Consider the following 26,705-nt stretch of genomic DNA (forward strand, 5'->3'; position numbering starts at 1 on the left):
CCATGGGCTACTTTCCTGTCGATGCCGAAACGCTGAACTACTTGCGCTTCACCGGCCGCACAAAAGCAGAAGTCGATTTAGTGGAGCGATATTACAAAGAGCAGGGTCTGTTCCGCACCGACGACGCCGGCGCCACGCCCATCAAGTACACCAAAGTGCTGCGGCTTGATTTGGGCACGGTCGAGCCGAGCATGGCCGGGCCGAAGCGTCCGCAAGATCGCGTGCCGCTGTCGATGATGAAGCCGCGCTGGCAGCACGATTTAATCAACACCTATGGCAAAAACAGCGTGACGAAAGTTTCCAACATCAGCAGTTGGGAAGGGGAAGGGGGCCCGCCGGCCGGCTTGGCCGCCAACGGCGCGCAAGCCCTCACCGCGGAAGCGGCCGCCGCCGTGGTGGACGCAGACCCGGGCATGGAGGGCATCGACGTGGCTTTCAACGGACGCACCGAAAAGCTCAAGCACGGCTCGGTGGTAATTGCGGCCATCACCAGTTGCACCAACACCAGCAATCCGTCGGTGATGTTAGCGGCCGGTTTGTTGGCCAAGAACGCTGCCGACAAGGGAATGAAGGTTAAGCCGTATGTGAAAACCAGCCTGGCCCCCGGCAGCCGCGTCGTGACCGATTATTTGGAGAAAGCCGGCCTCACCGATTCCTTGAATGCTCTGGGCTTCCAAACAGTTGGCTACGGTTGCACTACCTGCATTGGCAACAGCGGCCCGCTCCCGGAGCCTGTCGCCACGGCCGTGACCGATGGCGACCTGGTGGCGGCCGCCGTGCTCAGCGGCAATCGAAATTTTGAAGGCCGTGTGAATCCGCTGGTGAAGGCGAATTACCTAGCCAGTCCGCCTTTGGTGGTGGCTTATGCCCTGGCCGGCACAACCGACATCGACTTAACCAAAGAACCCTTGGGCAAAAGCCGCGACGGCAAAGATGTCTTTCTGAAAGATATTTGGCCCACGCGCGAGCAAGTGGCGAAAACCATGTCGGCCGCCGTTACGCCGGCCATGTTCCAAGCGCGCTATGGCAGCGTGTGGAACAGCAATCCCAAATGGAACGCCATCAAAACCAGCGAAGGGGATTTGTACGAGTGGCATCCGGACAGCACGTACATTCAGGAGCCCCCGTTTTTAATCGACCTGCCGCCGCAGCCCGGGCCAATTCAACCGATCAAAGGCGCGCGCTGCCTGGCTGCCTTTGGTGATTCAATTACGACCGATCACATTTCGCCGGCCGGTTCTATTTCTGCCAAAGGCTCCGCCGGGAAATTTCTCATTGAGCATGGCGTGCAGCCGGCCGATTTCAACAGCTACGGCTCGCGCCGCGGGAACGATCGAGTGATGACCCGCGGCACGTTCGCCAATATTCGCATTCGCAACTTGCTGGCGCCGGGAACGGAGGGGGGCGTTACCCGTCACTTGCCCGACGGCCAGCCAATGAGCATTTACGATGCGGCCATGAAGTACAAAGCCGAAGGCGTGCCGCTGATTGTGCTGGCCGGCGCCGAGTACGGTTCCGGCTCCAGCCGCGATTGGGCGGCCAAAGGACCCATGCTGCAAGGGGTGCGGGCCGTGTTGGCGGCGAGCTTCGAACGCATTCATCGCAGCAACTTGGTGGGCATGGGTGTGCTGCCGCTGCAGTTCCTGCCCGACCAAACCTGGCAAGGCCGCGGCCTGACAGGCGAAGAAGTATTCGACATTCCGCTGGATGATCAATTGCAACCGCGCAGCACGATCACGCTAACGGCTACAAGTCCCGACGGTTCGGCAAAAAAAATCAGCGCTAAGGTGCGCATCGACACGCCGGTGGAGCTGGATTACTACCGCAACGGCGGCATTCTACAAACCGTGCTGCGGAAGTTACTAGGATAGGTAATTCAAACTAACTTTGGTATTCTGTTCCCTGTTTTTTGGAGATCGAGGCGTCCTTTCCCGCCGGCGATGCTTTTTCCTCCCGCTTCAGGCATGTTGAGTTCAGAACAGGGATCAACAATTCGAGAACTGATTCGACACTATGCGGCGGTGAAAAGAATCTCTGATCTAACCATTTTAGCCACTTGGCCATAGTTCATTCCGCTCCGTTTTTCGCCTGTTTTCCCACAACGACAGCCGCGAACGTGTCGAGTAACAGTTGCGACATCTTTTTTGGATCGTCAACTCGGTTGAGAATTATACCCACCATTCGCAAAGAGATATTTTGCCTACGAGAATTGATAGCAAATCTAAACGGGATTAAAATCAGTGTCTCAACAAGCGAACCACCGATGAACGCCCCAACGCGCGTTGCACTGTCTGCGTTTGCGACACCAAATACAAATAGTGCTAATCCGAAAATGAATAGCACTACAGCCATTCCATAAGACACCCACTCAATTGCCCTGTTCTCGCGCAAAGCCCTTGTGATGACCGCCTGGGCATCTGACAAGCTCAGCGCATCTCTTTCTGGGAAAGCAAGGCGATGATAAGCAGTTTCAAGATCGTCAACCGATATGTATGGTTCTTTTGAGAGTCGAACTGCCTCCCAAAGAAGCGCGTGTTGCAGCGAGCTCACTAATTCTGGCAAAGCAACAACAGCAGATCGATCAAGCGGCTTCCCTAGATTCTCGATTCCCAGTTCGCTTGGTTGAACAAATCCCGCCATTGACGCACTCCGATTCTGCAATCAGCCTTTCAAACAAAGACCAATTGAGACAAGACTTGACATGATCTTTTGTCACCAGCGAAGAGCCGCTTTCTTCACACTCCTTGATGCTTTGCTCAAGAAGCAACCGCTCAATTGTCTGCCCCATTCTGAACGCGTATTCAATTGCGCTTCCGTCCACGACGATTTGACTAGCAACATGGATTGACATCGCTTGTTTCCTCCGTGAAAAAAAGCCCCCTCTCTGAGGAGGTCAGCGATCCTGAAAATAGACTACTCGATAGACGAAATCAAGAGCAAGTTATCTGGGATATGCTGGCACGTGGAGCTGGATTACTACCGCAACGGCGGCATTCTACAAACCGTGCTGCGGAAGCTGCTCAAGGGGCAATGATTACGAACAAGCAGTAGTTATCAGTGCTCGTCGACGGCGGTATGCCAAAACCAGCACTCCGGCCACGGCCATCAGCACAAAGCTGGCCGGCTCGGGCACCGCAGTCCATGCTAACCCGTAGACGGTGTCGCTAGGCGGAGCATATTGGGCATCGGCGACGTCCAGTTGGTAAGTGCCGGCGGGAAGGTTGTCGTAGAGGTATTCGACGTTGTCGATATCGCTCGTGGAATAGTCAAAAACCTGTATCAGCGAACCATCGGCGGGATTGACTGAGAACAAATACAAATCCAGGTCGGTGAGGTTCAGTCGGGAAAAAGTGTTGGTGCCGTTGAAGGTGCCGCTGCCGTTAACGCCGGCGGTGCCGCCGTTGGCGTTATTAATGGCATCGTCCCAGTCGAGAGTGGCTTGGAACAGGCCGGCGATGGGAACGTTGATGGTGTAAGCATCCACGATGGAATTCGGAGTAGCCGTGGTCTTGACGGTTTCCGAATCCCAGCCCACGGGGTTGACCAGACCGGGGGCTTGTTCTCCGGCGGCGTAGTTTTTGAGGCTGTTGACAACGTTGAGCATGCCGGTGCCCAGTTGCGGATCAAGTCCCGGGCGGACCTTCGGAAGGGCAGTGCCCGGGTATTGGAGAATATTGGTTCCTTGCAGCACGGGAGTCGTGCCCGCGCCGGCCAGGCGGGTCCACGGGGTGGTGCCGTTGGTCTCCATGAGGTTCTGGCCGTTATAGGTGTGCGTGGCGCCGTTCAAAATAATGGCTTTGATCACGCGGTGATCGACGGCTTCGGAGTGGAGAGCGGGGACGAAGTTGTCGTTGCCGTATTGGTAAATCAGCGATGCGGCGCCTGTGACCAGCGGCGCAGCGAAGCTGGTGCCCGCTTCGCCGTCGGGATCTACATTCGCCCCGTCGAAGCCGAAGTCGTAGTTGCTGTTCGTGGTAACGTCGTTGGAATTGGCGGGGGGGGCTCCCAGTGGCTGGCCGAAGTAGGTGTCGTCGGTCGAGGATTGGCTGGTCACCACGCCGCCCGGTTTGGTTTTTACGGTGCGCGTTCTCAACACGCCGCCGGCGGTGGATGTGAATTGGTCGCCGAAGGAGAGCCCGCCCGCCGTGCCGAAGCTTGCCGGCGTGCCGGCGGTGCCAGCGGCGCCGAAGTTTGCGGGGTTACCCGGGTCGCCGCCGGGCGCAACAATGTCTGTTTTGAGTCGGCCATAGCCGGTGATCGGACTAATGCCGTTGGTCGCGCCGGAGCCCAGCGCGATGGCGGAACCGCCGGTAATGTTGGTCGTGTTGTAGGCGGAATTGACGCCGTAATTCAGCGGGCCGGTGCCGTTGGGAATGAATTGGCCGGCGCCGTTGAACGCTCCGCGTTGTCCGGTGGCGCCGACGTTAATGGAGTTGTAATCGTCGGAGGGGGAACCGGCCTGAAGGTGGAGGGCCGGGGCGGAGCCGACGGTTGTTGGGGCGAAGTAGCCCTGGGTGGCGTTGAACGCGGCCGTGGTGACGGGATTGGATTCGTTGCCGGCGATCACCAGCAGCGAGTTAAACTTAGCGGCAGCCCAATCGGTGAACATCGATGAAAACGAGCTGCCATTATTGCTGGCAACCGGAATCCCGCTGGTGGCGGTCAGGGCGACCATGGGAACGGCGTTGCCGTTGCTGTATTTTAGGGCGGCTGCTGCACTGGTCGTAGTGCCATTCTTCGTTGCGTTGAGGTACAGGGGAGTGCCCGTCCCATCGACTGCCTGAATGTAGCCAACGGCATTGAGGTAGGCGTTGGCATTCGCTGCCGGGACAACCGGGTTCACCAGGCCCCAACTCATGTTCGCCACCTGAACGTCCTGCCCAAATGGTGCGGCGTTCAGCGAGTTGAAGACCTCCTGGGAGCTGTTCGTTTGTAGCGTGGCTTGGTTATTACTACCAGCGAACGCTGTCATTTCGATGAACGACGAAGTGGCGATGCCGCGGTCGCCGACACCAGTTACACCCGTGCCCATGATGACTCCGGTCACTTCCGAGGCGTGATTGCCAACCGCCATGCCAGCGGGCAACGCATTGCCGCCGTTGGCAAGGTTGCCGCCACCCAAATCCGGAAAGTTAAAGCGGGCGCCGGGAAGATCGGGGTTGCCGTTGGGCAACTGCATTTGGAAGCTGATCGTGGTCGTTTGCGTGTTCGCGGCGTTGTTGAAGGTGAACCCGGTCGGTGCAGGGTTGGCCACGCCGTAGGAGGCGTTAGCAAGGCCCCCGGCTTCGATCACACCAACATTAACGGCGGCCCCATTGAGGCCCGGAAATCCGGCAGCCGTAAGCTGTGCAGCGCTGCCGCTCACGGCGGCGGTTTGCGAAGTATCAGCCCGAACTTCAGAAGCAACAATTAAAATCGCCGTTCCAACCAGCGCGCACGCAAGAAATGGCCCTCGAAACATAGTGAAGCTCCTCGAGACAAAAATGGTCGATGCAGTAGCGGTCCTTTCTGGCGGAAAGGACATAAACCAGCGGTTTACGTTTGCATCTTCCTGTCCCGAGGAATGAGGCCTTGCCGTGGATAGAATGTATCCGCCCCCTGCTATGGTGTCAAAAGAAAATATGTTCTGGAAATCAAAATCTCACAATGTGAACCATCCACTCAGGCCGCGAGTAAGTGATTTTCCCCTAGTCTTATTCCGAGAAATCTCCGTCGATTCAGCGTATTATGTAATACAGCAACCACCTATAAGTCATTTCGGAGCCACATATGAAAGGCAGACGAAAAGGGCGGCCCACCAAATGGGTTTCGGCGCAAGTGGAGCAATCCATTTACATCGGCCGGCCAGGCGTCAAGTTCGAAGTGTGGGGGAAATGGAAGAAGAAAGACCGCAAGCTTGGCACGCTGGTGGTCAGCGTTGGCGGACTGCGCTGGAAGCCGCTGAACGGAAAAATTTCCCGCCCGCGAAACTGGAACGAAGTTTCCGAGTGGTTCGATGGTTTGCATTCCGAAGCTTCATGATGCTGTACCCATCTCACTAGGTCCTTCGGGCAGCAGCAGCGCCACTGCCGCAGCTGGCACAAACAAAAAGCCCGAATAGAACAGTGCCAGCCGATAATCGCCCGCCTGTCCAAAGCTGCCGAAATACACCGTGCCAAACGCCGCGGCCACGCGGCCAATGTTGTAGCAAAATCCCGCTCCTGTGGTGCGCAGCAACGTCGGAAATAGCGGCGGCACGTACATCGTGAATAGGGCAAACACTCCTTGCGAAATGCCCGGCCCAATCAGCCACCACCACGTGGCTGTATGATCGCGGGGCACGCCGTAAGCCAAAAACATCGACAGAAAATACGCCGCGCACAACAGCGAGATCGACCGCCGGTACCCCATCACTCGGGCCATCCAGCCGGCCAAAAAATTTCCCATAATCGACAGCACCATCACCCATACCAAGGCCCTGCCGACCAGCCCGCTTTGGTCTGCTTCGGTCCACGTGGCCACGTCGGGCAAGTGGCGCAGCTGCTGTTGAAACCAGAACATAAATGCCCAGTGCCCCGACAGCGCCGTGGCGCAAACCGTAATCACCAGCACGGTGGTCCGCCGCGCCGGCCGGCGAAACAATTCTCTGAAGCGGGGTTGATCTGCCGCCGCGCGCCGTTTTGCAAACTCCCATTCTTCCGGCTCCGGCACGGCCCAACGAATCCACAGCACCAATAGCGCCGGCAAAATGCCCACCAAAAATACAGACCGATTCGGCAACTTCCCCCACGAAAGCAAAATCACGCTGGCCAAGCCTGCTAACAGCGTCCCAATGTTCACGCCCGTTTGCAGCACGGCGGCAATCCACGGTCGCCAGCGCGGCGGCCATGTTTCGGAAAGCAGCGAAGCGCCTACGGCCCATTCGCCGCCAATGCCCAGCGCCGCTAAAAAGCGAAACGCAAACAACTGCTGCCAGGCTTGCGCGAAAAACGATAATCCTGTGAACAGCGCATACGTGAATATCGTCAGTGCCAACGCCCGGCTGCGTCCCAAGCGATCGCCAATGCGGCCGAAAAATGTGCCTCCCACGGCCCAGCCAACTAAAAACGCAGCCTGAATCCAGCTGCTGTGCTGCGCCACAATATCTTCGTGCGTATCGACCGGCCGCCCCAACTGCTGGCTCAGCAGCAGCGCCACAAAGGGCAGCGCCACCGGCGTGTACAAGTGCATGTCCAGGCCGTCGAACAGCCAGCCCAACCACGCCGCCAGGCCAGATTTCCATTGCGTGGGCGAAAGATCACGCAGGCGAGAGATTTCCTTCCGGCCGTTCGAAGCGACGTTAGACATGAACGGCCGCGGCCTTCGTCATTCAGATTTAGTCATTCGTCATTCCTGGGCAACCGGTTCCAGCGTGCTTTCAAACCGCCGCACCGCCTCGCTGGGATTCAAATTGAAAATCGGCTGCGGGTCGGGCACCCACAATTTCCGCGGATCGTAGCGAAACACGGCCGTGGCGTACTTCGCGTTGTTGACCGCTTCTACTTCTTCCATGCCGCCGCCGGGAATCGCTTCGAACTTAATGGAGACGGCCACAAACGCCGATAGCTCGCGCGTTCTTCGGTCGCGCGCGTAAGTTACATCGTTTTCGAATTCGCAATCGGCCCAGCGCAGGCCGCGCGGTTTGCCGCTGAGCCCGGCCCGTTGCAAAAACTTCGCTTCCAACTGTTCGCGCATCCGATGAAACTGTAATTGCGCTTCGGCCAATTGGCGGCGGCGGCCCCCCAACGATTTTTTTTTCGCCAGCACAGTCCCCAGAACAACGCCGGCTATAAACAACAGCCCGGCGACAATCCATTCCACGATGGTCATGCTATATGCTCCTTGTTCTCGCCGCCTGCCTATGTCTTTGATTGTAGCGCATCCCCACGAAAATGTTTAGTAGCGCCCAAAAATGCTGGCATTTCCACCAGCCTACATAGCCCGACTGTGCCAGTCGGGTGCTATCCATTCACCGTCCCCCAGCCACCAACCACCCGCCCGCCGCCCCTTCAGGGGTGCTATACTGATTATCACCGGCCCGCCCCTTTCTGAGCATTTGATCAATGTTCGATCCTCTTCTTCGCCCCCGCCCCCGCCTCATCAGCGCACTGGCCCTCTGCTGTGTCCTTCCGCTCCTTGCCCTCCACCCCGTCGCCGCCCAGCAGGCATCCCAACCGCCGGCTCAACCACAAGGACCAACGCCGCCGGCAAATAACAGCACTGCGCCCCAATCGCCCGCTGGCGAAAAACCACAAACCAAATACACCTCCCAGCAACAACAACAGCTCGATCGGGCCAATAGTTTGCTAAATCAAGTCAGCAAACTGAACGATCAAGGCAAATACGTCGATGCCATTCCGCTGGCCGCGGAAGCAATCAAGCTCCGTAAAGCGGCTTTGGGACCGATCGATGATCACCTAATTGCCAATGGTGCTGCTTGGCTCGGATTCGTGCAGCAGCATGCCGGCAAGTATGCTGAGGCACTGGCAAATTTTCAGCAAGCTTTGACGATAGACGAAAAGGCACTTGGTTCTGATGATTGCGAAGTTGCTACCGACCTCAACAACTTGGCCGGGCTGTACCAAGATCAGGGAAACTACGCCGAGGCGCTCCCCCTGTACCAGCGGTCCTTGAAGATTCGTGAAAAAGCCTTGGGCCCCGATCATACCGACGTAAGCCAAAGTCTCAACAACCTGGCCGGGCTGTATCAAGATCAGGGAAACTACGCAGACGCTCTGCCTTTGTTTCAGCGGGCCATCAAGATTGATGAAAAAGCTCTCGGCCCCGATCATCTGTTTGTCGCCACCGACGTCAACAACCTGGCCTTGGTGTACCAAGATCTGGGAAATTACGCCGAGGCGCTTCCTCTCTTCCAGCGGGCCTTAAAAATCTATGAAAAAGCTTTCGGCCCCGATCACCCCGATGTTGCCCAAATTCTGAACAACTTGGCCGGGCTGTATACCTATCAGGAGAATTATGCCGAGGCGCTACCGCTGTATCAGCGGGCCTTGAAGATTGGTGAGAAATCCTTGGGGCCCGAACATCCCGGTTTAGCCACAAAGCTAAACAGCCTCGCCATGCTGTACCATACGCAGGGTAGTTACAGCGAAGCGCTGCCGCTCTACCAGCGGGCCTTGAAGATTAGAGAAACGGCTCTCGGCCCCGATCATCCCGACGTAGCCCAAAGCCTCAACCTCATGGCATTTCTTTACGACGCCCGGGGCCAGGGTGCACAAGCGGAGCCCCTTTCGCACCGGGCGCTGACCATTTTGCGCGGACAGTTGGAGCGGACTGCCGTTATTCAATCGGAGCGGCAACAACTGCAAATGGCCGAATTAGTGCGGTACGCGCTCGACGAGTACTTAACAATTTCTCACGATGCAGAAACTCCGGCTGAACAAGCTTATGCCGAAGTGCTAGCCTGGAAGGGTTCTGTTTCAGCTCGGCAACAGGCGATGCGGCAATTGCGTGCCAGTTCACACGATCCCAAAGTGGCTGCTTTGTACGCTCAATTGGCCGATACCGCTCGGCAATTAGATAGCCTTTCCCGCGCCACTCCCAAGCCCGATCAAGCTGACGACTACAAGCACAACCTGGCGGAATTGAATGAGAAGCTGGAAACATTGCAGCAACAGCTCGCCGCGACGAGTGCCGATTATCGCCGGCAACTCGCGGAGCAAAAACTTACGCCGGCCGATTTGCAGCGTGTGCTGCCGACAGGCTCGGTGCTAGTCGATTTTTTAGAATACTGGAATTCCCAACCACCGAAGAAAAAAGAACAAAATACAACGGGGGAGCAATGGCTGGCGGCGTTTGTCGTGCGGCGAGATCAACCGATCCAGTGGATTGAACTAGGCCCATCCAAACCGATTGCCGAGTTGGTTGACCACTGGCGGGAAAGTTATTCGGCCGAGGATGGGGCCCAGCTGCGGAAACTCGTTTGGCAGCCGCTGGAAGAGAAACTGTCGGATGCTAAGACCGTGCTGGTTTCGCCTGATGGCGCGCTCGACCGGTTTCCACTGGCCGCGCTACCGGGCAAAAAAGAGGGAACGTATTTAATTGAAGATGTGGCCATTGCCACCGTTCCCATTCCGCGCTTGCTGCCGGAATTGCTGGCGCTGAATTCCCCCTCACCCCGGCCCTCTCCCGCCACGGCGAGTCTTCGACCCGCCAGGGGAGAGGGAGCAGAAAAATCGCCTTCACTCCTCACGGTCGGTGAAGTCGATTTCAAAGCGGCCCTGACGCCATTGCCGCAAGCCGAGCAATTGGTCCTGCGTGCGCCGCAAAATCAAAACGGCCATTGGCGATTCGATCCGCTCCCCGGCACTCGGGCGGAAATCGTCGCCATCAACGATTCATTCGAGCAGCGCTTTCCCGACGCCCAGCACAAATCGCTGCGGAAAGATCAGGCCACCAAGCAGGCGGTGTGCGAGGCCATGCCGCATTATGCTTATTTGCACCTGGCAACGCATGGCTTTTTCACTCCACCGGGCTATCGCTCGGCGCTAGTGGATGAAAGTGGCAAAGAGAAAACTGCCGGCGCGGAAATGCGATCTGCCGCGCTCGACGTGGCCGGTTACCATCCCGATGTCCTCTCCGGCTTGGCGCTGGCCGGCGCGAATCAGCAGGCTGAGCCGGGCCAAGACGACGGCATTCTGACGGCGCTGGCGGTGGAAGAACTCGATTTAAGCCACGTGCAGTTGGCCACGCTCTCGGCCTGTCAAACCGGCCTGGGCCAAACCGCCGGCGGCGAAGGAGTGCTGGGCCTGCAACGGGCGTTTCAATTGGCCGGAGCCCGCAGCACCGTGGCCACGCTGTGGAAGATTCCCGACAAAGCCAGTCAACTGCTGATGACCGATTTCTACGAAAACCTGTGGGACTCGGGCAAGCATTTCTCGCGGCTGGAAGCCTTGCGGCAATCGCAACTGAAAATGTTGCGCGAAGGAGCCAACCGCGGCATAGAACTGCCCGATGACAACACAGCGTCAAGTAACAATACAGGGTCGAGCAAACCAACCCACGACGGCCGCATGCCCCCCTTCTACTGGGCCGCCTTCGAACTTTCCGGCGACTGGCGGTAAACCGAGCGCCACTGCTGATTCCCATAAAGCCGGCGATGGTATCGCCGGCGGTTGGGCCAGGCACTCTCACTTGTCCAGCATCCCCAGAAATTCCTCCGGCGTGGTGGCCCAAAAATACCATTGCCTTCGGGCCCGGCGGCTGCTAGTGTACATCTGTATAAACCAGCTCAGCGTGCGTTGTTGCCCGTTTGTGCGGGTTGATCACTGCATCGCTAACCTTTGCTATTTATTTCCAGCCGTCAGCCATGATTCGAGCATTCATCACGCCTGGTTCATTTGCCGCAGCGATTGTCGCGCGAGTTAGCAGAGTAGGCGGCAACAATTCGCTGGCAATGGGCACTATCGGACGTAAATTCAATTTGTTGTGTCACCACGCCGGCCGCGGCGGCTCGCGATTTTCTCGAGCCGGCGGCGGACATGCCTGCTCAAAACCGATCAATTTTGGCGCGCGAATAAAAATCGGGGGCAAAACGGGCAAAACTCCACCGACGGTGGCCCGCAGCGATTTTCAGCCCTCCCCACGTGCGGCCCGGTCCGTTATTTTATCACTGATCCTAATCATCCCCGTGGTTGTTATGCCCATTCTTGGCGCCCATCAATCGATTGCCGGCGGATATTATCGGGCGGCGGAACATGCCGCCGAAACCGGCTGCGATTGCGTCCAGCTATTCACAAAGAATAACAATCAGTGGCGGGCCAAGGCGATTACTGAGGATGACGCGGCGAAATTTCAAGCGGCGCTGGCGCAGCACAACATTCGGCATCCGCTGGCGCACGATTCGTATCTCATTAATTTGGCGGCGCCGGACGAGGCCCTGTGGCGGAAGTCGGTGGAAGCATTTGCCGTGGAGCTGTTGCGGGCCGAGCAATTGGGCATTCCCTATGTGGTGATGCACCCGGGTTCGTTCACCACCAGCAGCGAAGAGGCCGGGCTAGCACGAATTGTGCAAGCCCTGGACGAAGTGCACGAAAAAGTTGGCCAGCTCCGGGTGTGTACGCTACTGGAAAATACGGCCGGGCAGGGGAGTGCACTGGGATGGCGTTTTGAGCATTTGGCGACGATTCTGGATGGTGTGAAGAAAACCAAACGATTGGCGGTGTGCATCGACACCTGCCACTTGCTGGCCGCAGGCTATCCGATATCTACACCGAAAGATTACGAAGCCACGATGCGGCAGCTCGACGACATCGTGGGTTTGAAATTAGTGAAAGCGATTCACTTGAACGACAGCAAAAAAGATTTGGGTTCGCGCGTTGATCGGCATGAGCACATTGGGCGCGGGAAAATTGGATTGGAAGGCTTTCGCTTGTTGCTGAACGATTCGCGATTTGCCGACGTGCCAATGTACTTGGAAACGCCCAAGGAAGACGAACAGGGAAAAGACAGTGGCGGAAAAATGGACCAGATGAACTTGGCCATGCTGCGCAGTTTAGTGAAAGGCACCGCAACATGACAACGCTTAATGACCAGCAATCACGGCCCAGGCGCTTTGAAGTGCATCGGGCAGGCCGTACAAATCTAAGGCGATGATCAAAATGGCAGAGCCCCAACCGACGATCAGCAGGAACCAACCCAGGCGATTGGCGCCCATCCATTTTTTCGAGCTGGTGAAGTGCAGCAGGGGAAACATGGCCAGCGGAAGCTGCATGGCCAGCACCACTTGGCTGAGATTGATGAGACTGGTCACCGAATTGGTTTCGCCGCGAATGCCAATGATAAAGATGGCTGGAATGATCGCCATGGTACGAGTAATGAGCCGGCGTATCCAAGGCCGTATGCGCCAGTGCATGAAGCCTTCCATGACGACTTGTCCGGCCAAAGTGCCGGTGATGGTGCTGCTTTGTCCGCTGGCTAACAGGGCCACGGCAAACAATATGCTCGCCAGGCCGGTGCCTAACAATGGCGCCAGGGTTAAATACGCATCACGAATCCAATCGGAATTGGCGTTGAAGGCAATATATTTTCCGCCGGGAATTTGCACTCCATCTTTCCCATAAAACACGATGGCTGCCATCACCAAAATCGCCCCGTTTACCAGCAGGGCAGCGAACAATGCCACCACGGTATCGATGGAGTTGAACTTGATGGCCCGACGCTTCGATTTATCGTCAGAAGGGAGTTTTCGCGATTGAACCAGCGCCGAATGAAGATACAAATTGTGCGGCATGACCGTTGCGCCGATCAAGCCGATGGCCAGAACAACCATTCCTTCCTGGCGAAAGCCGGGCGACAAAAGCGCGCGGCCCATTTCCAAAAAGTTGGGTTGTGTTTGCGGCAACACGAAAATTTCGATGAAGTAACAGCCGCCGATAGTGACCACCAGCGCCAAAATAACGGCTTCGATCAACCGCATTCCCATCCCTTGCAACGCCAACAACAGGAGGACGTCAAACGCGGTGATTAACACCGCCCACTGCAATGGAATATGAAATAGCAAATTGAGCGCCAGGGCGCTGCCCAACACTTCCGCCAAATCGCAAGCGCCGATGGCCACTTCGCACAAGATCCAATTCGGCCAGCGCGCCCACTTGGGATAGTAATCGCGGCAGGCCTGGGCTAAATCTTTGCCGGTGACAACCCCCAGACGCGCAGCAATAATTTGGATAAAAATCGCCATGAAACTGGAGAGCGCGATAATCCACAGCAGGCCGTATCGATACACTGCGCCGGCCGCTAAATCGGTGCCCCAGTTGCCGGGATCCATGTATCCGACGCTGACCAGCAACGCCGGGCCGGCAAAAGCACGCAGTTGCCGCCAAAAGCCCGCATCGGACGGGGGCAACTTCACCGAAGCGTGGAACCCTTCCAGCGATCGGCTGCTGTATTTGCCATCGCCACCAGAAAATGCCGACTTAGAGGCGAGTCGATTCGGCGTTAGCGAAGGCTGCTGGGCGGTACTCATAGCCATATTAGGGAGGGCAATTCATGGCGATCGATAAAAGTCCACGGATTTTAGTGTTAGAAAGCCTTGGCAAGGGAGATAAAAATCATTATTTTGATTCGTCAAAATTATGGGCAATTTGTTAGGAAAAGTCAAGCGAATTGTTTAATAGGGCGCCAAGGGAGGAGGATTAATTAGAACCGGACAACCGCACCGCTGCCGGCGAAGAAGTTATTTGCCGCAGCATTAAGGCCTACGCCGCATTCGGCATCGAGCTGGAGATTGTTGGTAACGTGGTAGGCGAAGCCACCATCGGCGTAGTGTTGTGTTCGCTCCGTAGTTCGGCCATTGGGGGCAATCACGTACCACTCGGTATATCCCTGCAGCTTTGGCGTTAATTGATACTGGACGGAAAGGGCTTGATCGAATTCGGTAAAAATCGTGCCAACGTCATCCACGGCTCGTGTGATCGCAGTTAGCCCGGTGATCGAAATAATCTTGTTCACTTGCCATTGATAACCCCAAAGCAAACCAGGAAGCACCTGGCCGGCAGTAATATTTGGGGCGCCACTGGGAACGCTCATTTGCGGCAAAAATCCCATTTCTGGCAGAATCCCTTCTTGCGGCGTGAGGCAGAGTTTGCAGCCCAGAAGTAAATCCTGACTGCCGCTGAAATGCTGGTGAATCGGCGGTATCGGCGGGTTATTAATGGTGTTATCAATAATCGAATAGTTATATTCGATGCGCCATTCAAACCAGTCGGCAAACATGCCGATTCGCCACAATGTGTCGGGAAAATCGTGTTCCACTTGGTGTATGCCACCGGCGTTGTCGAGTGTGAATGTGTAGCCGGTTTCTAATTGAACAACTCCTTTGCCAACGGTGACGGGAGAAATGGTGAAGCCTGGCCGGTCCGCTTCCAGTGGTTCATCCATTCCCGGTGGGCCGCCGGAAAATGTGGTTCCATAGCTCCATTGCAACAGTGTCTTTCGAGGCTGGCAATCGCAGGGACCATAACTGGTTTTCGGCTCGTCTTCCTTTTGCTCATCGCTTTGATTGGCGCCGCTGTTTGCATCGAAACAACTGCCTGTCAAGCAAGAAACAATTGGGCAATCCCCATCGCATGCCAGTGTAGATTGAGGCTCGGCCATGATATACCAAACTGCCATGAAAAATAGGCAAAGCAAACCGTGATAGCCATGATGTCCAGGAAATACGAAATTCAAATCAGGTTCCATAGCATTTTCCTAATCTGAAGCTTTCTATCCCTGTGCGGGGGTGGTCTTTTTTCCGAGGTGCGGAACAGCTTAGTGTGGAAATACAGCAATAGGCTGACCGCTGTAATTTGAAGTCGGCAAATTTATATGTAAGGCTAAATGCTGGCACCGGTCTGAATTGTTCAACCGGAACCGTTGACCGCCCGTTTTTCTGGGACTTTGCGTCAAAAAAGTTGACCGTTCCGTCAGTGACAGGTAGATTGAACTTGGGCGAAACATTCGCCTAGTGAATCGGTTCAACGAGAGCATTTGCTACACTCAGCCACAATCGGTGGGCCGGCTATCATGGGCCTGACATACTTCAAACGCTTCAGGATGGAAATTGATTTGCGGGGGCGAGATTTTTCCGACCCTCTATTACCAAATCGTTTTTATTTTGTGCCCTGGAATGTCTCCCATCTGGAAGCCCATGCGGAGACGAAGTATCAGAGTTTTCGCACAGAGATCGATTCCAACGTGTTTCCCTGCCTAGGTGACTTTGCCGGCTGCTTACGGTTAATGGAGGAAATTGTTGCCAAGCCCGGGTTTTTGCCTGAAGCCACTTGGCTGGTAGCTTGCACAGGTTATGAAACACAGTTCGATGGTCGCATGGATCCGGCGCGTTTCAATCTAATCAGTAACGTTCCGAGTCGAACAGGCACCCTCGAATTACGCAATGTTGAGAACCGCAACTGCATAGTTAAATATTATGGGACAGTTCAAGGCGTGTTTGACCGCAGCGGAATGGGGGCCATTCAAAACCTGGGCGTGGTGCCAGAATATCGCGGTCTCGGTTTAGGTACTGCTTTAATGCAACAAGCCTTGGCGGGCTTTCAAAAAGCAGGACTGAATCGGGCGTTTCTCGAAGTAACGGCGCAAAATTCCAGCGCCGTGCGGCTGTACAAGCAGTTAGGCTTTGCACGCTCTCGAACTGTGTACAAAGTGTCTCAAGTCGCTTACGTTTAGCAAGCGGTCGCAGTAGCTTCACCCGTGAGTGGGCGGCAATTTGTAAGCAGCCTTATGTTTTTAAGATATAATTTCGAACTGGCAAAATCCTTCTTGCCTTGACGTTAACATCGCCAGCTCAAGCTAGGCAGGCATCTACCAGCCCTAAACACCTTTGCCGGAGCGTCTGTGTCGCAGCCCATTCTATCTCACGAATTCGACAACGGTTTAGTGCTAGTTGCCGAGCCGATGCCATCCGTCGAATCCGCTGCGTTTAGCATATTAGTGCCGGCCGGTTCTGTCTACGACGCGGTCGATCGCTCTGGCCTGGCGACGCTCACTTGTGAAATGACACAGCGCGGCTGCGGTTCGCGCGACAGCAGGCAGTTTATTACTGATTTGGAAAATCTGGGTGTCCAGCGGGGTGAATCGGTGGCATCAGCGCATATGAGCTTTGGCGGAGCCACGTTGGCCAAAAATCTGGGGGCGACACTGCGAATTTACGCCGACTTATTGCGCCGCCCTCATTTTCCTGACGATCAGCTTGATGCCGCACGCTTGGCAGCTCTGCAGGAACTCCGCTCAATAGAGGACGATCCCAGTCACAAAGTCATGCTGGAATTAAAACGCCGGTATTATCCCGAACCATGGGGACGTCCCAGCGAAGGAGAACAGCCATCGTTGGAAGCCATCACCATTGACGATATTCGTCGCCACTTTCAGCGTTTGTTTCGTCCGAATGGCACCATTATCGGCGTGGCAGGGAGGATTGAGTGGACGGCAATGAAAGATCTGATTGGCTCGCTTTTGGCAGATTGGAAAGTGGCGGTGGAAGAAGAGCCGGGCGACGGGGCGCGCGGAGTGAAAATCGAACATTTGCATCATGAATCGAATCAAACGCAGATCGGCATCGCCTATCACAGCATACCCTATCGTCATCCCGATTATTTTCGAGCGTCCGGCGCGGTAGGCGTACTCAGCGGCGGCATGAGTGCGCGGTTATTTACCGAAGTGCGCGAAAAGCGCGGCCTATGTTACACAGTGTTTGCCAGCCATCACACGCAGCGCGACCGAGCCTGTGTGTTGTGCTACGCCGGCACTAGTGCGGACCGGGCACAAGAAACACTTGATGTAACGATTGCCGAATTACTACGCATCGGCAAAGGGATTCTACCTGCCGAATTGGCGCGGTTAAAGGCGCGAGTAAAAAGTGGCTTGATTATGCAAGGTGAATCGAGTTCCGCTCGCAGTGGCGCGATTGCCCGCGATTGGTATCATTTGGGGCAAGCGCGAACTTTGACCGAGCTTGGGCAATTGGTCGATGATTTGACAGTCGATAGCATCAACGAATACCTGGAAGAGAACCCACCGAACGATTTTACCGTTGTTACGCTGGGACCAAAACCATTGAAAGTCCCGACTGCCGCATGAATCTCTTCGACTACCACGTGTTCAGCCGCTCGTCGGCCTGGGGGTAAATTTCATCATCCGCGAGGAATCAGCGTGGAATTCAAAACCGCAACGTTAGAAAACGGGTTGGAAGTGGTTGCTGAATGCGATGGCAGCGCTTTTTCCACAGCCTTGGGTTTTTTCGTAAACACGGGGGCACGCGATGAGACCGACGACGTTTCTGGTGTCAGCCATTTTCTGGAACACATGGTTTTTAAAGGCACGCCCACCCGCGATGCCGAAAATGTGAACCGAGAGTTCGACGAAATGGGTGCGCACTATAATGCATTCACCAACGAAGAAAACACGGTTTACTATGCGGCTGTGCTGCCGGAGTATTTGCACAGCACGGTGGCGCTGTTGGCAGATTTAATGCGCCCCTCGTTGCGAGAAGACGATTTTACCACCGAAAAAAAGGTGATTTTGGAAGAGATTAAAATGTACGACGATCAGCCGCCTTTCGGCGTCGATGACAAATGTAGGGCGGCTTTTTTCGGCGATCATCCGCTTTCACGCAGTGTGTTAGGAACGGCGGAGAGCGTGGGAGGATTACAAGTCGATCAAATGCGAAAATACTTCGAGCGACGTTATTGTCCGCGCAACATCGTATTGGTCGGCTCAGGGCGGATCGATTTCCCGCAGTTATGCCAAACAGCCCAAGAATGTTGCGGCAGCTGGGCGAAGGTGGATGCCGACAGGCCACTTCCGCCGGCTGCTACACAATCCGGTTTTCACGTGGTGTGCAAAGATACGGCCGCGCAAGAATACGCCATTATGATGAGTCCTGGGCCCACGGCCAGTGACGCTGATCGATATGCGGCGAAAATTTTGGCAACGGTTCTGGGAGATGATTCCGGTAGTCGATTGTATTGGGAATTAGTCGATCCTGGGTTGGCCGAGCATTGTAGTCTGCACCATCACGAATACATGGGCGCGGGAATGTTTCTCACGTATATGAGCTGCGATCCGGAATACGCAGGCGAAAATTTGCGGCGCGTACAGGAAGTATTTCATACCGCGCTGACAGAGGGAGTTACTCAGGCCGAGCTCGATCAAGCTAAAAATAAAATCAATTCGCGTGTGGTGCTGGCCAGCGAGCGTCCTCGGGGCCGGCTATTTACCATCGGTGCCAATTGGGTGCAGCGCAAGGAGTATCGCAGTGTGCGAGATGACCTTAAGGCCGTCGAAGCCATGACGCTGACGCACATGGCTGCTGTACAGAAAAAATATCCGCTCACACAGCCGACCACCTTTGTGGTCGGACCATTGAAGGCAATTTCTCCGGCTGATTAGTTTTTCGGGCTTCTGAATATTGCCGGACGCCAGCTGATTTTTCTGAACGACAGTGAACCGCTGGCCACCCAATGCCGTATGCCCATCGCGGCCAAAAACCAGGCTCGATTCGGCAGCTCGAAAAAGGCTCGCCCCCCATGTATTTTGGCGTAGCAATGATCGTATACTAAATGGCTCAATGTCAGTGGGTTGGGGTTTATTACAAATGTTTCAAACGGCGAAATTATTCGTGGAACGCCGCACTGTGCATTATTTTGGCAGGGTTCAAGGGGTGGGATTTCGCTACACAACCCGTACAGTTTCCGCCGGTCACAATGTTACCGGTTATGTGCAGAACTTGGACGATGGCCGGGTTCGGGTTATCGTGGAAGGAGAGGGAGATGAAATCGAGCGTTTTTTGGCCGAGGTTGCGGAGCGCATGAGCGGATACATTCGACACGCAGAAGTCCACAAATCGCCCGCGACGGGAGAATTTGATGGGTTTAGCATCGAACACTGATTTTTGGACGACGTTCCAGTTTTTTGAATCTTCATTACTTAATCCTTTCTAGCAGACGTTTCACCATATGCTTGGTGCTATTGTTCCGCCGTTTTTATTAGCCGCCAATCCGACGGCCTGGTTGACTCCCATTTGGTTGATTGGCGCAGGCTGCATTGGCGGTTTGCTTGTGTTGGCGGCACTGTACGGGTTGGCAAAGCTTGTCGCGCCCACTGTGGCCGATGTTGCACAAGGAACGTTACGCGAAAGTTTTGTGCTTCCGTTTTTGTGTTTGGCTGGTGGATTTGCTGCTTTTGCGCTGCTCTCGGTGGTCTTGTCCCTGGCTGGAGTTGGCTATTTGCCGTGGGACGATATTACGCGGTCTCTTGAACGGTTGCCTCTATCAAACAGTTTTCAAACTCAATTTACTGTGCCGGTCGCCAAGGCAGATCAAGCGGACAAACCACAAGAATTTCCACTCGATTGTCGTCCTCAAGAAATCCGCTCCATCGAAATTCACTCCGACCAAGATTTGGAATTTTATCCACGTGATCCCGGGATGATGTACGTGGGCATGATCCCCAAAAAAATCACGCTCAACAAGAACGAAACATGGAGTTGGCCTAGCAAATCCAGTGATGAGAACCGTGATGCAATTAATCCTTTTGCAGGCCGTAGAGCTACATTATACGTTCTAAGTCCGACAGAACGTCCAGCACAAATTGCGGTATCTGGCACAACGCGAGAAGAATATCCACAGGTTGCGGTGGTGCCTTACACAGCGGCGGGCGTTGCCGGGCTAGTAATTCTTTACATGCTCATGCGATTGCTGATACCGAAAATTATGGCTGTGGCATCGGCAACTGCGAAGGAAGCCATTAACGAGCCCGTGTTTCAAGTCGTGCTGGCATTGGGCAGCTTTGCACTCGTCGCGTTCGTGTTCATTCCGTACAACACCTTCGGCGAAGACGTGAAAATGCTGAAGATGTGTGCGTTAGATTTGATTATGTTCCTTTCGATCATCGTGGCGGCATGGACAGCCAGCGTTTCGATTGCCGAGGAAATCGAAGGTCGCACGGCGCTAACGGTCCTTTCCAAACCGGTGGGACGAATTCAGTTTATCGTAGGAAAATTTCTGGGCGTGGTGCAATCGGTATCGCTGCTGTATCTGTTTCTGGGAGTAATTTTGTTGGTAGTGGTTTGCGGAAAGGTTGTTTACGACGTGCGCGAGTCGTCCGCTCCCGAAGCGCTGTGGCCTGATTGCTTTGCGGAAATGTCGGGAATTGTGCCGGGGCTGGTGCTGGCATTTTTTGAGACGATAGTGATTACGTCGATCAGTGTGGCCATTTCCACGCGGCTGTCGATGATACCCAATTTGTTGATTTCGCTGTCCGTGTATGCTTTAGGAAATTTGGCTCCCCTGCTGGTGCAGTCAAAGGTAGCCGATCCGTATGGAATTGTGCACTTTGTCGGGGAGTTATTGGCCACAGTGCTGCCGGTGCTAGAAAACTTTAATTTGCATTCGGCAATTGCCGCTGGGCAAGACGTGCCATTGGTCTATTTAAAGTGGGCACTTTTGTATTGCTTTCTGTACAGCTCAGTTGCCATGTTGCTGGCATTAATTTTGTTCGAAGACCGCGATTTGGCGTAAATGATAAAACACGAATGAAAAATAATAGCGATTAATAATGACCAATTTCCCGTGATTAGCTGTTCATTGGATCAGCAAGCGTCAGGGTGCTTCGAGATAAATTGCTCATTTTGTCATTCGAACGTCGTCATTTGTCATTTCTTTCGCCATGCCATATCCAGCATTCGCTAGAGTTCGCCGATTTGGGCGCCGATCAATTGGCAGTACTGTGGCGGTAACAATTTCTGGCTTTGCGGCGGCGGCGGTTTTGGCGGCATTAATTATGTTTGTGCCGGTGCTGGCCGAGTTGCTTTCCAACAGCGGCAACGTCGATGTGCCGGCGGCAGAAACGGATGTGCTCAAGGAATGGGGAGTTACGCCGGTTGCCACGGATGCCCAGACCGCACGTTACGAGCAATGTGGTCTGTTGCCCACGGTTTGGCAATCGAGACAAACAATCATTGGTCCATTTTTGATTGGCATGTATCGTTCTTTGGGCGTGTTGCGCAACAACCAAACGTGTTTGTTGGCAATTATGGGATGCGTGGGATTTTTGGGGTGCTTGGCTGCTGTGATGCTCTATTGGTTAGAGCGATCGGCCAACCATGACGCTCTGCGGGTGGCGGGAGCATTGCGTGACCAAATTTATGGCCAGTCTCATCGGTTGGGCGCGGGCGATTTATTCGTAGGCCAAAAATTAACGGCTACTGTGCTGTTTTCAGAGAAAACTGAAACCGTTCGCAGGACCTTGGTCAAGTGGTGGTATAACTTCCCACACGCGGCTAGCTTTGCATTGCTGATGTTTGGATTGGCTTTGTGTGTCGATTTCTGGCTGGCGCTGACAACAGTTCTGCTTAGTATTTTCAGTTGGCGATTATTTGTTCATCTGCGAAAAGGAACAAGGCAGCGTGCGGCACTACATGCCGATCGTGCAGGAGCTATTGAGCATCTACTCCAGGCAGAATTAAGTCAAAACCGATTGCTCGCCAACTTAACGATGGAAAACCGTGTGGATTCATCGACATTTGAAGAGAATATAAGAAGATACGAAACCACTGCACTGGCTCAGGAAACGTCAGCGTCTGTTGTGGGGCCGCTTGTACTGCTGTGCGCGTTGTTAGTCGCCGGGTTTGTAATTTTGCTGGCTGGCTTTAACGTGCTGCGCGATCCAGCGAGACTTTCATTTTCGGGGGTCGTGCTGTTAAGCACATCGCTTTTAGCGACGACGTACCCGCTGTTTTGTTTCGAACGGTTACTAGAGCAATTGCCGGCCGCCGAAGAGGCAGCACACGACATTTTTACATACTTAGACCGCGAGCCGCGCATTGGCCAATTGCCTGATGCAACTCCGCTGGAGCGTTTGAGCCGGCAAATGAAACTGGAACACGTCACGCTGGCGGATATGGCAGGCCGTTTGCTGCTAGATGATGTATCGTTTTCCTTGCCAGCCGGTCGTGCGACGACGGTATTTTGCTCCGATGACAAAACGCCCCTTGCGTTAGCAGGCTTGCTTTCCCGATTTTGTGATCCGGCAGCAGGACAGGTGTTGTTTGATGAACGCGACGTGCGGCACGCTACGTTGGAATCAGTGCGACGTCAGGTGTCTTTGGTTTTGCCCCAACACATGCTCACCACTGGCACTATCGCGGAGAATATTGTCGGTGATCATTCGCACTTCACGCCAGACGATATCATTGCCGCCGCCCGACAAGTGCATGCGTACGAATTCATTCAATCGTTACCGGAAGGACTGGAAACACCGCTTGGTCCATCGGGCTTAACACTCTCGGCCGGACAAGCAATTCGATTGGGATTGGCTCGCGTCCTGCTGCGACGGCCATCGGTCGTTGTGATTGAAGAACCACGCGAAGATCTAGATCAAATTACCGCCGAGCGTGTGGCCGATGCGTTGGAACGCGCTACTCAAGGTTGCACGCTGGTGATTTTAGCCAGACGATTGGCAACATTGCGCAATGCTGATCGCATTTTACTTTTCCATGAGGGGCAACTGCTGGCGGATAGTTCACACCAGGAACTGTTGCAACATAACGACCTTTATCGCCACCTCAATTACGTGCGGTTCAACGAATTTCGCGACAAGGTGCGATGAAGAAAGTCGCGTATTCAATGCTGGCTGAATAATTTCTTGGATTTGGCCATGCGACATTTGTCGATTTCTGTCACCCGGCCTCTCTGCGACGTTCCGTCGAAGATTGCTTGTTAAGCGACCAGTGCGGGCCTCGCAAAATGGGTGTCATGGGCATTGCCAACGGGCCGGTGCGGTCGTTCGTTGCACCATCCCAAGTGTGATTTTGGATGGCCGTCAAAACTTGCTCCGCCACCGCCAAAACATTTCGACCTTGCAGGCCGGTGACGCGCGGTTCTCGTTGTTCGCGAATACTTGCAGCAAAATCATTCAATTCATCCAGTAGTGCATTTTGTTCGGCAGCCGCGTAATGTTCCATCTGGAACAAATCTTCAAATAAATGGTCTTTCAAATGAGCTCGTGAGGCGGGAGTAATGTCGTCTAAATCGAACTCGCGCTGCAACAGTTCGGTAACGGGACACACCGTCGTGGCAGTGCGTGATGCGAAGTCAAATGTTACGCAACCCTGATCGGACCACACTTGCATGTGTCGCAGTGGTTTATAGCTGATTCGCGAGGCGCTTAAGTTCGCCACGCAACCGTTGGCAAATTCCAACCGCGCCTGGGCCACATCCTCGTGATCTCCCAGCACTGAGATGCCGATCGCTTGCACATTCCGCACCGCAGAGTTGGCAAAATGCAATGCCAAATCTAAGTCGTGAATCATCAGGTCCAACACGACCCCGATGTCGGTCGAACGAAATGTGTAGCCACTGCAGCGAGATGCTTCAATGTATTTCGGTTGGTGAACAAGGGGCATTACTTCGTGATGATTCCAAGCCGAATTGAATCGCTCAATGTGCCCCACTTGCAGAATGACACCGTGTTGGTTGGCAGCAGCGAGTATTTCGTCTGCTTCGGAGACAGTGGTCGTCAGCGGTTTTTCCACCAGTAGATGAATGCCGTGCGACAACAGGGACAGACTGACGCTGTGATGGAAACGGGTCGGGGTGGCAATGACCGCAGCATCGATGCGGCCGATCAATTCGTGATAGTCGGCCAATACCGGTGCGGTACACTCGGCCTCCGCCAATCGCCGAGCTTCAGGCAATGGATCAGCCACGCCAATCAATTCGACACTGGGAACCTGTTGTGCTAATCGAGCATGAATACGCCCTAAATGACCAGCGCCAATAATCGCTAAGCGAATCCGTTCGCTCATGTGATTCCGCTCCTAATAAACCGCGATGGCCGCGAAAAGCGATTTCGCGCCAAAGCGCGACGCCTCTAGGTGTCGTTAAGCGGCACGGCGGCGTTCGCGCGAACGGCCGTGCTTGCCTTCCTGTTGCGTTTGAATAAAGCTGAGCAATTCGTTTACCGCAGGAACCAGTTTGTCATTGGTTCGAAGAATTTCTCGGGCATGATCCAGCCCAACTTTGGCCCGATACAACAGCCGGTGGGCTTCGGATAAGCAATGGATCGACTCAGGACTAAAGTTGTTACGTTTTAGCGCTACCACGTTAATGCAGCGCGGTCGAGCAGGATGCCCTTCACACAGCATAAACGGCGGTACGTCGTGAATGACGCGTGCCAGTCCGCCGACAAACGCATACCGACCGACGGTAGTGAAGTGGTGAATGCCAATTCCACCGCTGAGCGTGGCATGATCGTAAATATGCACGTGTCCGCCTAACAAGGTGGCATTGGCCATGATAATGTGGTTCCCCAACTTGCAATCGTGCGCCACATGGCTACATGCCATCAGAAAATTGTGGTTGCCGACTTGGGTAATTCCATCCTCTTTTTCAGTGGCCCGATTGACGGTAACGCATTCACGAAAGATGTTGTAGTTACCGATGATGACCTGCGTGTTGCTACCGCGATAACTGACATCTTGTGGCTCGCCGCCAATGACAACGCTTGGAAATAAATGATTATGCTCACCCAAGATAACGTGCCCCATCAGTGTGATGTTGTTTTCCAACCGCGTGCCATTGCCTATTTTTACGTCGGGGCCAATGACGCAGAATGGGCCAATATGCACATCCTCGCCGATTTCGGCTTTCGGATCGATCACAGCGTTTTGGGCAATAAACGTGGCCATCAGTATTGAATAAGTATTCCGTGCCTATTTGAACCCTATTGTGTTTCCGATCGCTATTCGCGGAAAACCGCTTAGGCTGTTTTTCTTCGGCCCGCGATCCTTTCTCCTTCCGACAGCAATACTTTCACTAATTCTGCATTTAGCCGATGGCCGGACCGTTGTGCGACGATGTGCCCCAACACGTCGCAGCCGGCCAGTGCCAAATCACCGACCAAGTCCAACACTTTGTGACGCACGCATTCGTCGGCAAATCGCAATTCGTTTTCAATGGGACCATTGGCATCGAACACCAGCAAATCAGATAGCGTAGCCCGCGCGCCAAGGCCTTGACCCAGCAGCCAATCGGCTTCCTCTTTGAGCATAAATGTGCGGGCTGGCGCCAAATCGCGACGAAACGTGGCTGGATAAATGGGCATTTGCATGGTTTGCCGGCCGATGCTTGCCACCGAAGCATAATCGATGCGGAAGCGGACTGTTAATTCCGCCGCGCGGCCCGGCCGAGCCTCAATCCAGCAATCATCATCTCCTAGACGAGTAAGTTCCCGCACGATGAGTTGGGCCCGCAGCGCCTTTTGAACAACGATTCCGGCAGCATCAAGCGCCTCGACAAACTTCAGACTGGAGCCGTCTAAGCCGGGCAATTCCGGCTGATTCACCCATACTTCGCAATTATCAATTTGCATTCCTGCCAGTGCGGCCAGCACGTGCTCGACCATTTCCACGCTGGCGTTGCCGCAACGCAACACAGTACGGCGTGGAACCTCAATGCGATGAATCACGAGCGCTGGAATGCGCGCTGGCGGGGATAAATCGCTGCGCACAAATACAATGCCCGCACCCGGACTAGCCGGCCGAAATTCCACGCGAACATCGCGTCCGGTCCAGTAGCCGAAACCTTCGACGGCCACTGCGCTTCCAATTGTCCGCTCGTTGCGTTGGGCGTAGCTCAAGGCTTCTCTCACACGTGATGAATTCGACAGGGAAGACGAGAGCCAACGGTTAGCAAGTTGCCATCTGCACTTAGCAAAGAAGTGATTAACGGTGGAATCGATACGTCGCGAATCGTTCGCTGCCGATTGCTAACCCCTGGCGAAAGTTCTTGCTTACCGCAATGGCTGCGAAGGTTGCGTGGCAGCAGGCGGGCGTACGCCAATGTTGCCGGTTCCAGGAGTGGCCGATCGATTCAGGTCTTGCAGCACAAAGGGAGTAATGTCCATTTTTTCGTTGTAGTAGACGATTGGCTTATTGATGCCGCGGAGAATGTCATTGCGATCTGCCGGATCGACGGGATCGCCGTTAAATCGCAGGACCAGCGCAATGTTGTTCTTCATTGCGATTTGCTTCACGGAATCGTCAATCTCCTTCGACACAGTGAAATAAATGCGCCCCTCCTGCTCCATGAAGTCTTTCTTTTGCAGCGACACCTTCAAGTTAATATCGCCCTGCTTTTTCAGCATGTCTGCTTCTAATTTTTTGTAGTCGG

General features: G+C 54.6%; 21 protein-coding genes. 10 read left to right on the top strand and 11 right to left on the bottom strand.

All coding sequences use genetic code 11. From position 1 onward, the window contains the following. Positions 1-1,871: aconitate hydratase AcnA (gene acnA / locus VFE46_06400; GenBank protein HZZ27622.1), on the top strand; the 1,871-nt coding region annotated here is incomplete at its 5' end. 196 nt (positions 1,872-2,067) lie between these two features. Here the strand turns inward: acnA and VFE46_06405 are convergent. The 3 genes from VFE46_06405 to VFE46_06415 form a co-directional block, all read right to left on the bottom strand. Beyond that, on the bottom strand, positions 2,068-2,640 hold the full coding sequence (locus tag VFE46_06405; protein HZZ27623.1) for a hypothetical protein: 573 nt from the start codon (positions 2,638-2,640) through the stop codon (positions 2,068-2,070). After that, the gene (locus VFE46_06410; GenBank protein HZZ27624.1) at positions 2,582-2,851 is read right to left on the bottom strand and encodes a hypothetical protein; all 270 of its coding nucleotides are present in this window, start codon (positions 2,849-2,851) and stop codon (positions 2,582-2,584) included. The genes VFE46_06405 and VFE46_06410 overlap by 59 nt, the downstream gene beginning before the upstream one ends. A gap of 183 nt (positions 2,852-3,034) precedes the next feature. Further along, positions 3,035-5,461: a PEP-CTERM sorting domain-containing protein gene (locus tag VFE46_06415; GenBank protein ID HZZ27625.1), complete on the bottom strand. Its 2,427-nt coding sequence runs from the start codon at positions 5,459-5,461 to the stop codon at positions 3,035-3,037. A gap of 308 nt (positions 5,462-5,769) precedes the next feature. Here VFE46_06415 and VFE46_06420 point away from each other — a divergent pair, with 308 nt between their 5' ends. Beyond that, positions 5,770-6,021 (top strand): hypothetical protein, encoded by a 252-nt coding sequence (locus VFE46_06420; protein HZZ27626.1) that lies wholly within the window; start codon positions 5,770-5,772, stop codon positions 6,019-6,021. Here VFE46_06420 and VFE46_06425 read toward each other — a convergent pair. Continuing rightward, a complete protein-coding gene (locus VFE46_06425; GenBank protein HZZ27627.1) occupies positions 6,016-7,326 on the bottom strand; it encodes an MFS transporter in 1,311 nt (436 codons plus the stop codon). The two genes, VFE46_06420 and VFE46_06425, sit on opposite strands and share 6 nt — an antisense overlap. A 39-nt stretch (positions 7,327-7,365) precedes the next feature. After that, positions 7,366-7,848 carry a hypothetical protein gene (locus tag VFE46_06430; protein ID HZZ27628.1) on the bottom strand — a complete coding sequence of 161 codons (483 nt, stop codon included), beginning with the start codon at positions 7,846-7,848 and terminating at the stop codon, positions 7,366-7,368. Positions 7,849-8,081: 233 nt separating this feature from the next. On the opposite strand from VFE46_06430, the gene VFE46_06435 reads away from it, so the two are divergent. Together VFE46_06435 and VFE46_06440 are read left to right on the top strand one after the other, a co-directional pair. Continuing rightward, entirely contained in the window at positions 8,082-11,099 is a 3,018-nt protein-coding gene (locus tag VFE46_06435) for a tetratricopeptide repeat protein (GenBank protein ID HZZ27629.1), read from the top strand. Positions 11,100-11,344: 245 nt separating this feature from the next. After that, positions 11,345-12,553, top strand: a complete 1,209-nt coding sequence (locus tag VFE46_06440) for a deoxyribonuclease IV (GenBank protein HZZ27630.1) — start codon at positions 11,345-11,347, stop codon at positions 12,551-12,553. Positions 12,554-12,559: 6 nt separating this feature from the next. Here VFE46_06440 and VFE46_06445 read toward each other — a convergent pair whose 3' ends face one another. Further along, on the bottom strand, positions 12,560-14,002 hold the full coding sequence (locus VFE46_06445; protein ID HZZ27631.1) for an Nramp family divalent metal transporter: 1,443 nt from the start codon (positions 14,000-14,002) through the stop codon (positions 12,560-12,562). A gap of 173 nt (positions 14,003-14,175) precedes the next feature. Then, positions 14,176-15,132 (bottom strand): transporter, encoded by a 957-nt coding sequence (locus VFE46_06450; GenBank protein HZZ27632.1) that lies wholly within the window; start codon positions 15,130-15,132, stop codon positions 14,176-14,178. A gap of 411 nt (positions 15,133-15,543) precedes the next feature. Between VFE46_06450 and VFE46_06455 the strand changes: the two genes are divergently transcribed. The 6 genes from VFE46_06455 to VFE46_06480 all read left to right on the top strand — a co-directional run bounded on the left by VFE46_06455 (position 15,544) and on the right by VFE46_06480 (position 23,142). Then, positions 15,544-16,203 carry a GNAT family N-acetyltransferase gene (locus VFE46_06455; protein HZZ27633.1) on the top strand — a complete coding sequence of 220 codons (660 nt, stop codon included), beginning with the start codon at positions 15,544-15,546 and terminating at the stop codon, positions 16,201-16,203. Positions 16,204-16,371: 168 nt separating this feature from the next. Beyond that, the gene (locus VFE46_06460; protein ID HZZ27634.1) at positions 16,372-17,613 is read left to right on the top strand and encodes a pitrilysin family protein; all 1,242 of its coding nucleotides are present in this window, start codon (positions 16,372-16,374) and stop codon (positions 17,611-17,613) included. 72 nt (positions 17,614-17,685) lie between these two features. After that, the gene (locus tag VFE46_06465; protein HZZ27635.1) at positions 17,686-18,924 is read left to right on the top strand and encodes a pitrilysin family protein; all 1,239 of its coding nucleotides are present in this window, start codon (positions 17,686-17,688) and stop codon (positions 18,922-18,924) included. A 229-nt stretch (positions 18,925-19,153) separates the two neighbouring features. After that, a complete protein-coding gene (locus tag VFE46_06470; GenBank protein ID HZZ27636.1) occupies positions 19,154-19,423 on the top strand; it encodes an acylphosphatase in 270 nt (89 codons plus the stop codon). 67 nt (positions 19,424-19,490) lie between these two features. After that, a complete protein-coding gene (locus VFE46_06475) occupies positions 19,491-21,053 on the top strand; it encodes an ABC transporter permease (protein HZZ27637.1) in 1,563 nt (520 codons plus the stop codon). A 208-nt stretch (positions 21,054-21,261) separates the two neighbouring features. Next, complete coding sequence (locus VFE46_06480; GenBank protein HZZ27638.1) at positions 21,262-23,142, top strand: ABC transporter ATP-binding protein; 1,881 nt, start codon at positions 21,262-21,264, stop codon at positions 23,140-23,142. Between the two features lie 70 nt (positions 23,143-23,212). Here the strand turns inward: VFE46_06480 and VFE46_06485 are convergent, their stop codons facing one another. The 4 genes from VFE46_06485 to VFE46_06500 all read right to left on the bottom strand — a co-directional run. Beyond that, the gene (locus tag VFE46_06485; GenBank protein ID HZZ27639.1) at positions 23,213-24,340 is read right to left on the bottom strand and encodes a Gfo/Idh/MocA family oxidoreductase; all 1,128 of its coding nucleotides are present in this window, start codon (positions 24,338-24,340) and stop codon (positions 23,213-23,215) included. Between the two features lie 75 nt (positions 24,341-24,415). Continuing rightward, positions 24,416-25,222 (bottom strand): acyl-ACP--UDP-N-acetylglucosamine O-acyltransferase, encoded by an 807-nt coding sequence (gene lpxA / locus VFE46_06490; protein HZZ27640.1) that lies wholly within the window; start codon positions 25,220-25,222, stop codon positions 24,416-24,418. Positions 25,223-25,293: 71 nt separating this feature from the next. Then, complete coding sequence (lpxC, locus tag VFE46_06495; GenBank protein ID HZZ27641.1) at positions 25,294-26,172, bottom strand: UDP-3-O-acyl-N-acetylglucosamine deacetylase; 879 nt, start codon at positions 26,170-26,172, stop codon at positions 25,294-25,296. 153 nt (positions 26,173-26,325) lie between these two features. After that, the coding region (locus tag VFE46_06500; GenBank protein HZZ27642.1) for a hypothetical protein at positions 26,326-26,705 on the bottom strand (380 nt) is incomplete at its 5' end.

The sequence above is a fragment of the Pirellulales bacterium genome (genome assembly GCA_035656635.1).
Classification (GTDB): domain Bacteria; phylum Planctomycetota; class Planctomycetia; order Pirellulales; family JADZDJ01; genus DATJYL01.

Bases quoted from the DNA above. Each gene is read 5' to 3' on its own strand.
- VFE46_06405 (HZZ27623.1), bottom strand. From the start codon at position 2,640: ATGGCGGGATTTGTTCAACCAAGCGAACTGGGAATCGAGAATCTAGGG.
- VFE46_06430 (HZZ27628.1), bottom strand. From the start codon at position 7,848: ATGACCATCGTGGAATGGATTGTCGCCGGGCTGTTGTTTATAGCCGGC.
- VFE46_06420 (HZZ27626.1), top strand. From the start codon at position 5,770: ATGAAAGGCAGACGAAAAGGGCGGCCCACCAAATGGGTTTCGGCGCAA.
- VFE46_06425 (HZZ27627.1), bottom strand. From the start codon at position 7,326: ATGTCTAACGTCGCTTCGAACGGCCGGAAGGAAATCTCTCGCCTGCGT.
- lpxA (HZZ27640.1), bottom strand. From the start codon at position 25,222: ATGGCCACGTTTATTGCCCAAAACGCTGTGATCGATCCGAAAGCCGAA.
- VFE46_06410 (HZZ27624.1), bottom strand. From the start codon at position 2,851: ATGTCAATCCATGTTGCTAGTCAAATCGTCGTGGACGGAAGCGCAATT.
- VFE46_06435 (HZZ27629.1), top strand. From the start codon at position 8,082: ATGTTCGATCCTCTTCTTCGCCCCCGCCCCCGCCTCATCAGCGCACTG.
- VFE46_06445 (HZZ27631.1), bottom strand. From the start codon at position 14,002: ATGAGTACCGCCCAGCAGCCTTCGCTAACGCCGAATCGACTCGCCTCT.
- VFE46_06485 (HZZ27639.1), bottom strand. From the start codon at position 24,340: ATGAGCGAACGGATTCGCTTAGCGATTATTGGCGCTGGTCATTTAGGG.
- VFE46_06455 (HZZ27633.1), top strand. From the start codon at position 15,544: ATGGGCCTGACATACTTCAAACGCTTCAGGATGGAAATTGATTTGCGG.
- VFE46_06450 (HZZ27632.1), bottom strand. From the start codon at position 15,132: ATGGCCGAGCCTCAATCTACACTGGCATGCGATGGGGATTGCCCAATT.
- VFE46_06415 (HZZ27625.1), bottom strand. From the start codon at position 5,461: ATGTTTCGAGGGCCATTTCTTGCGTGCGCGCTGGTTGGAACGGCGATT.
- VFE46_06475 (HZZ27637.1), top strand. From the start codon at position 19,491: ATGCTTGGTGCTATTGTTCCGCCGTTTTTATTAGCCGCCAATCCGACG.
- VFE46_06440 (HZZ27630.1), top strand. From the start codon at position 11,345: ATGATTCGAGCATTCATCACGCCTGGTTCATTTGCCGCAGCGATTGTC.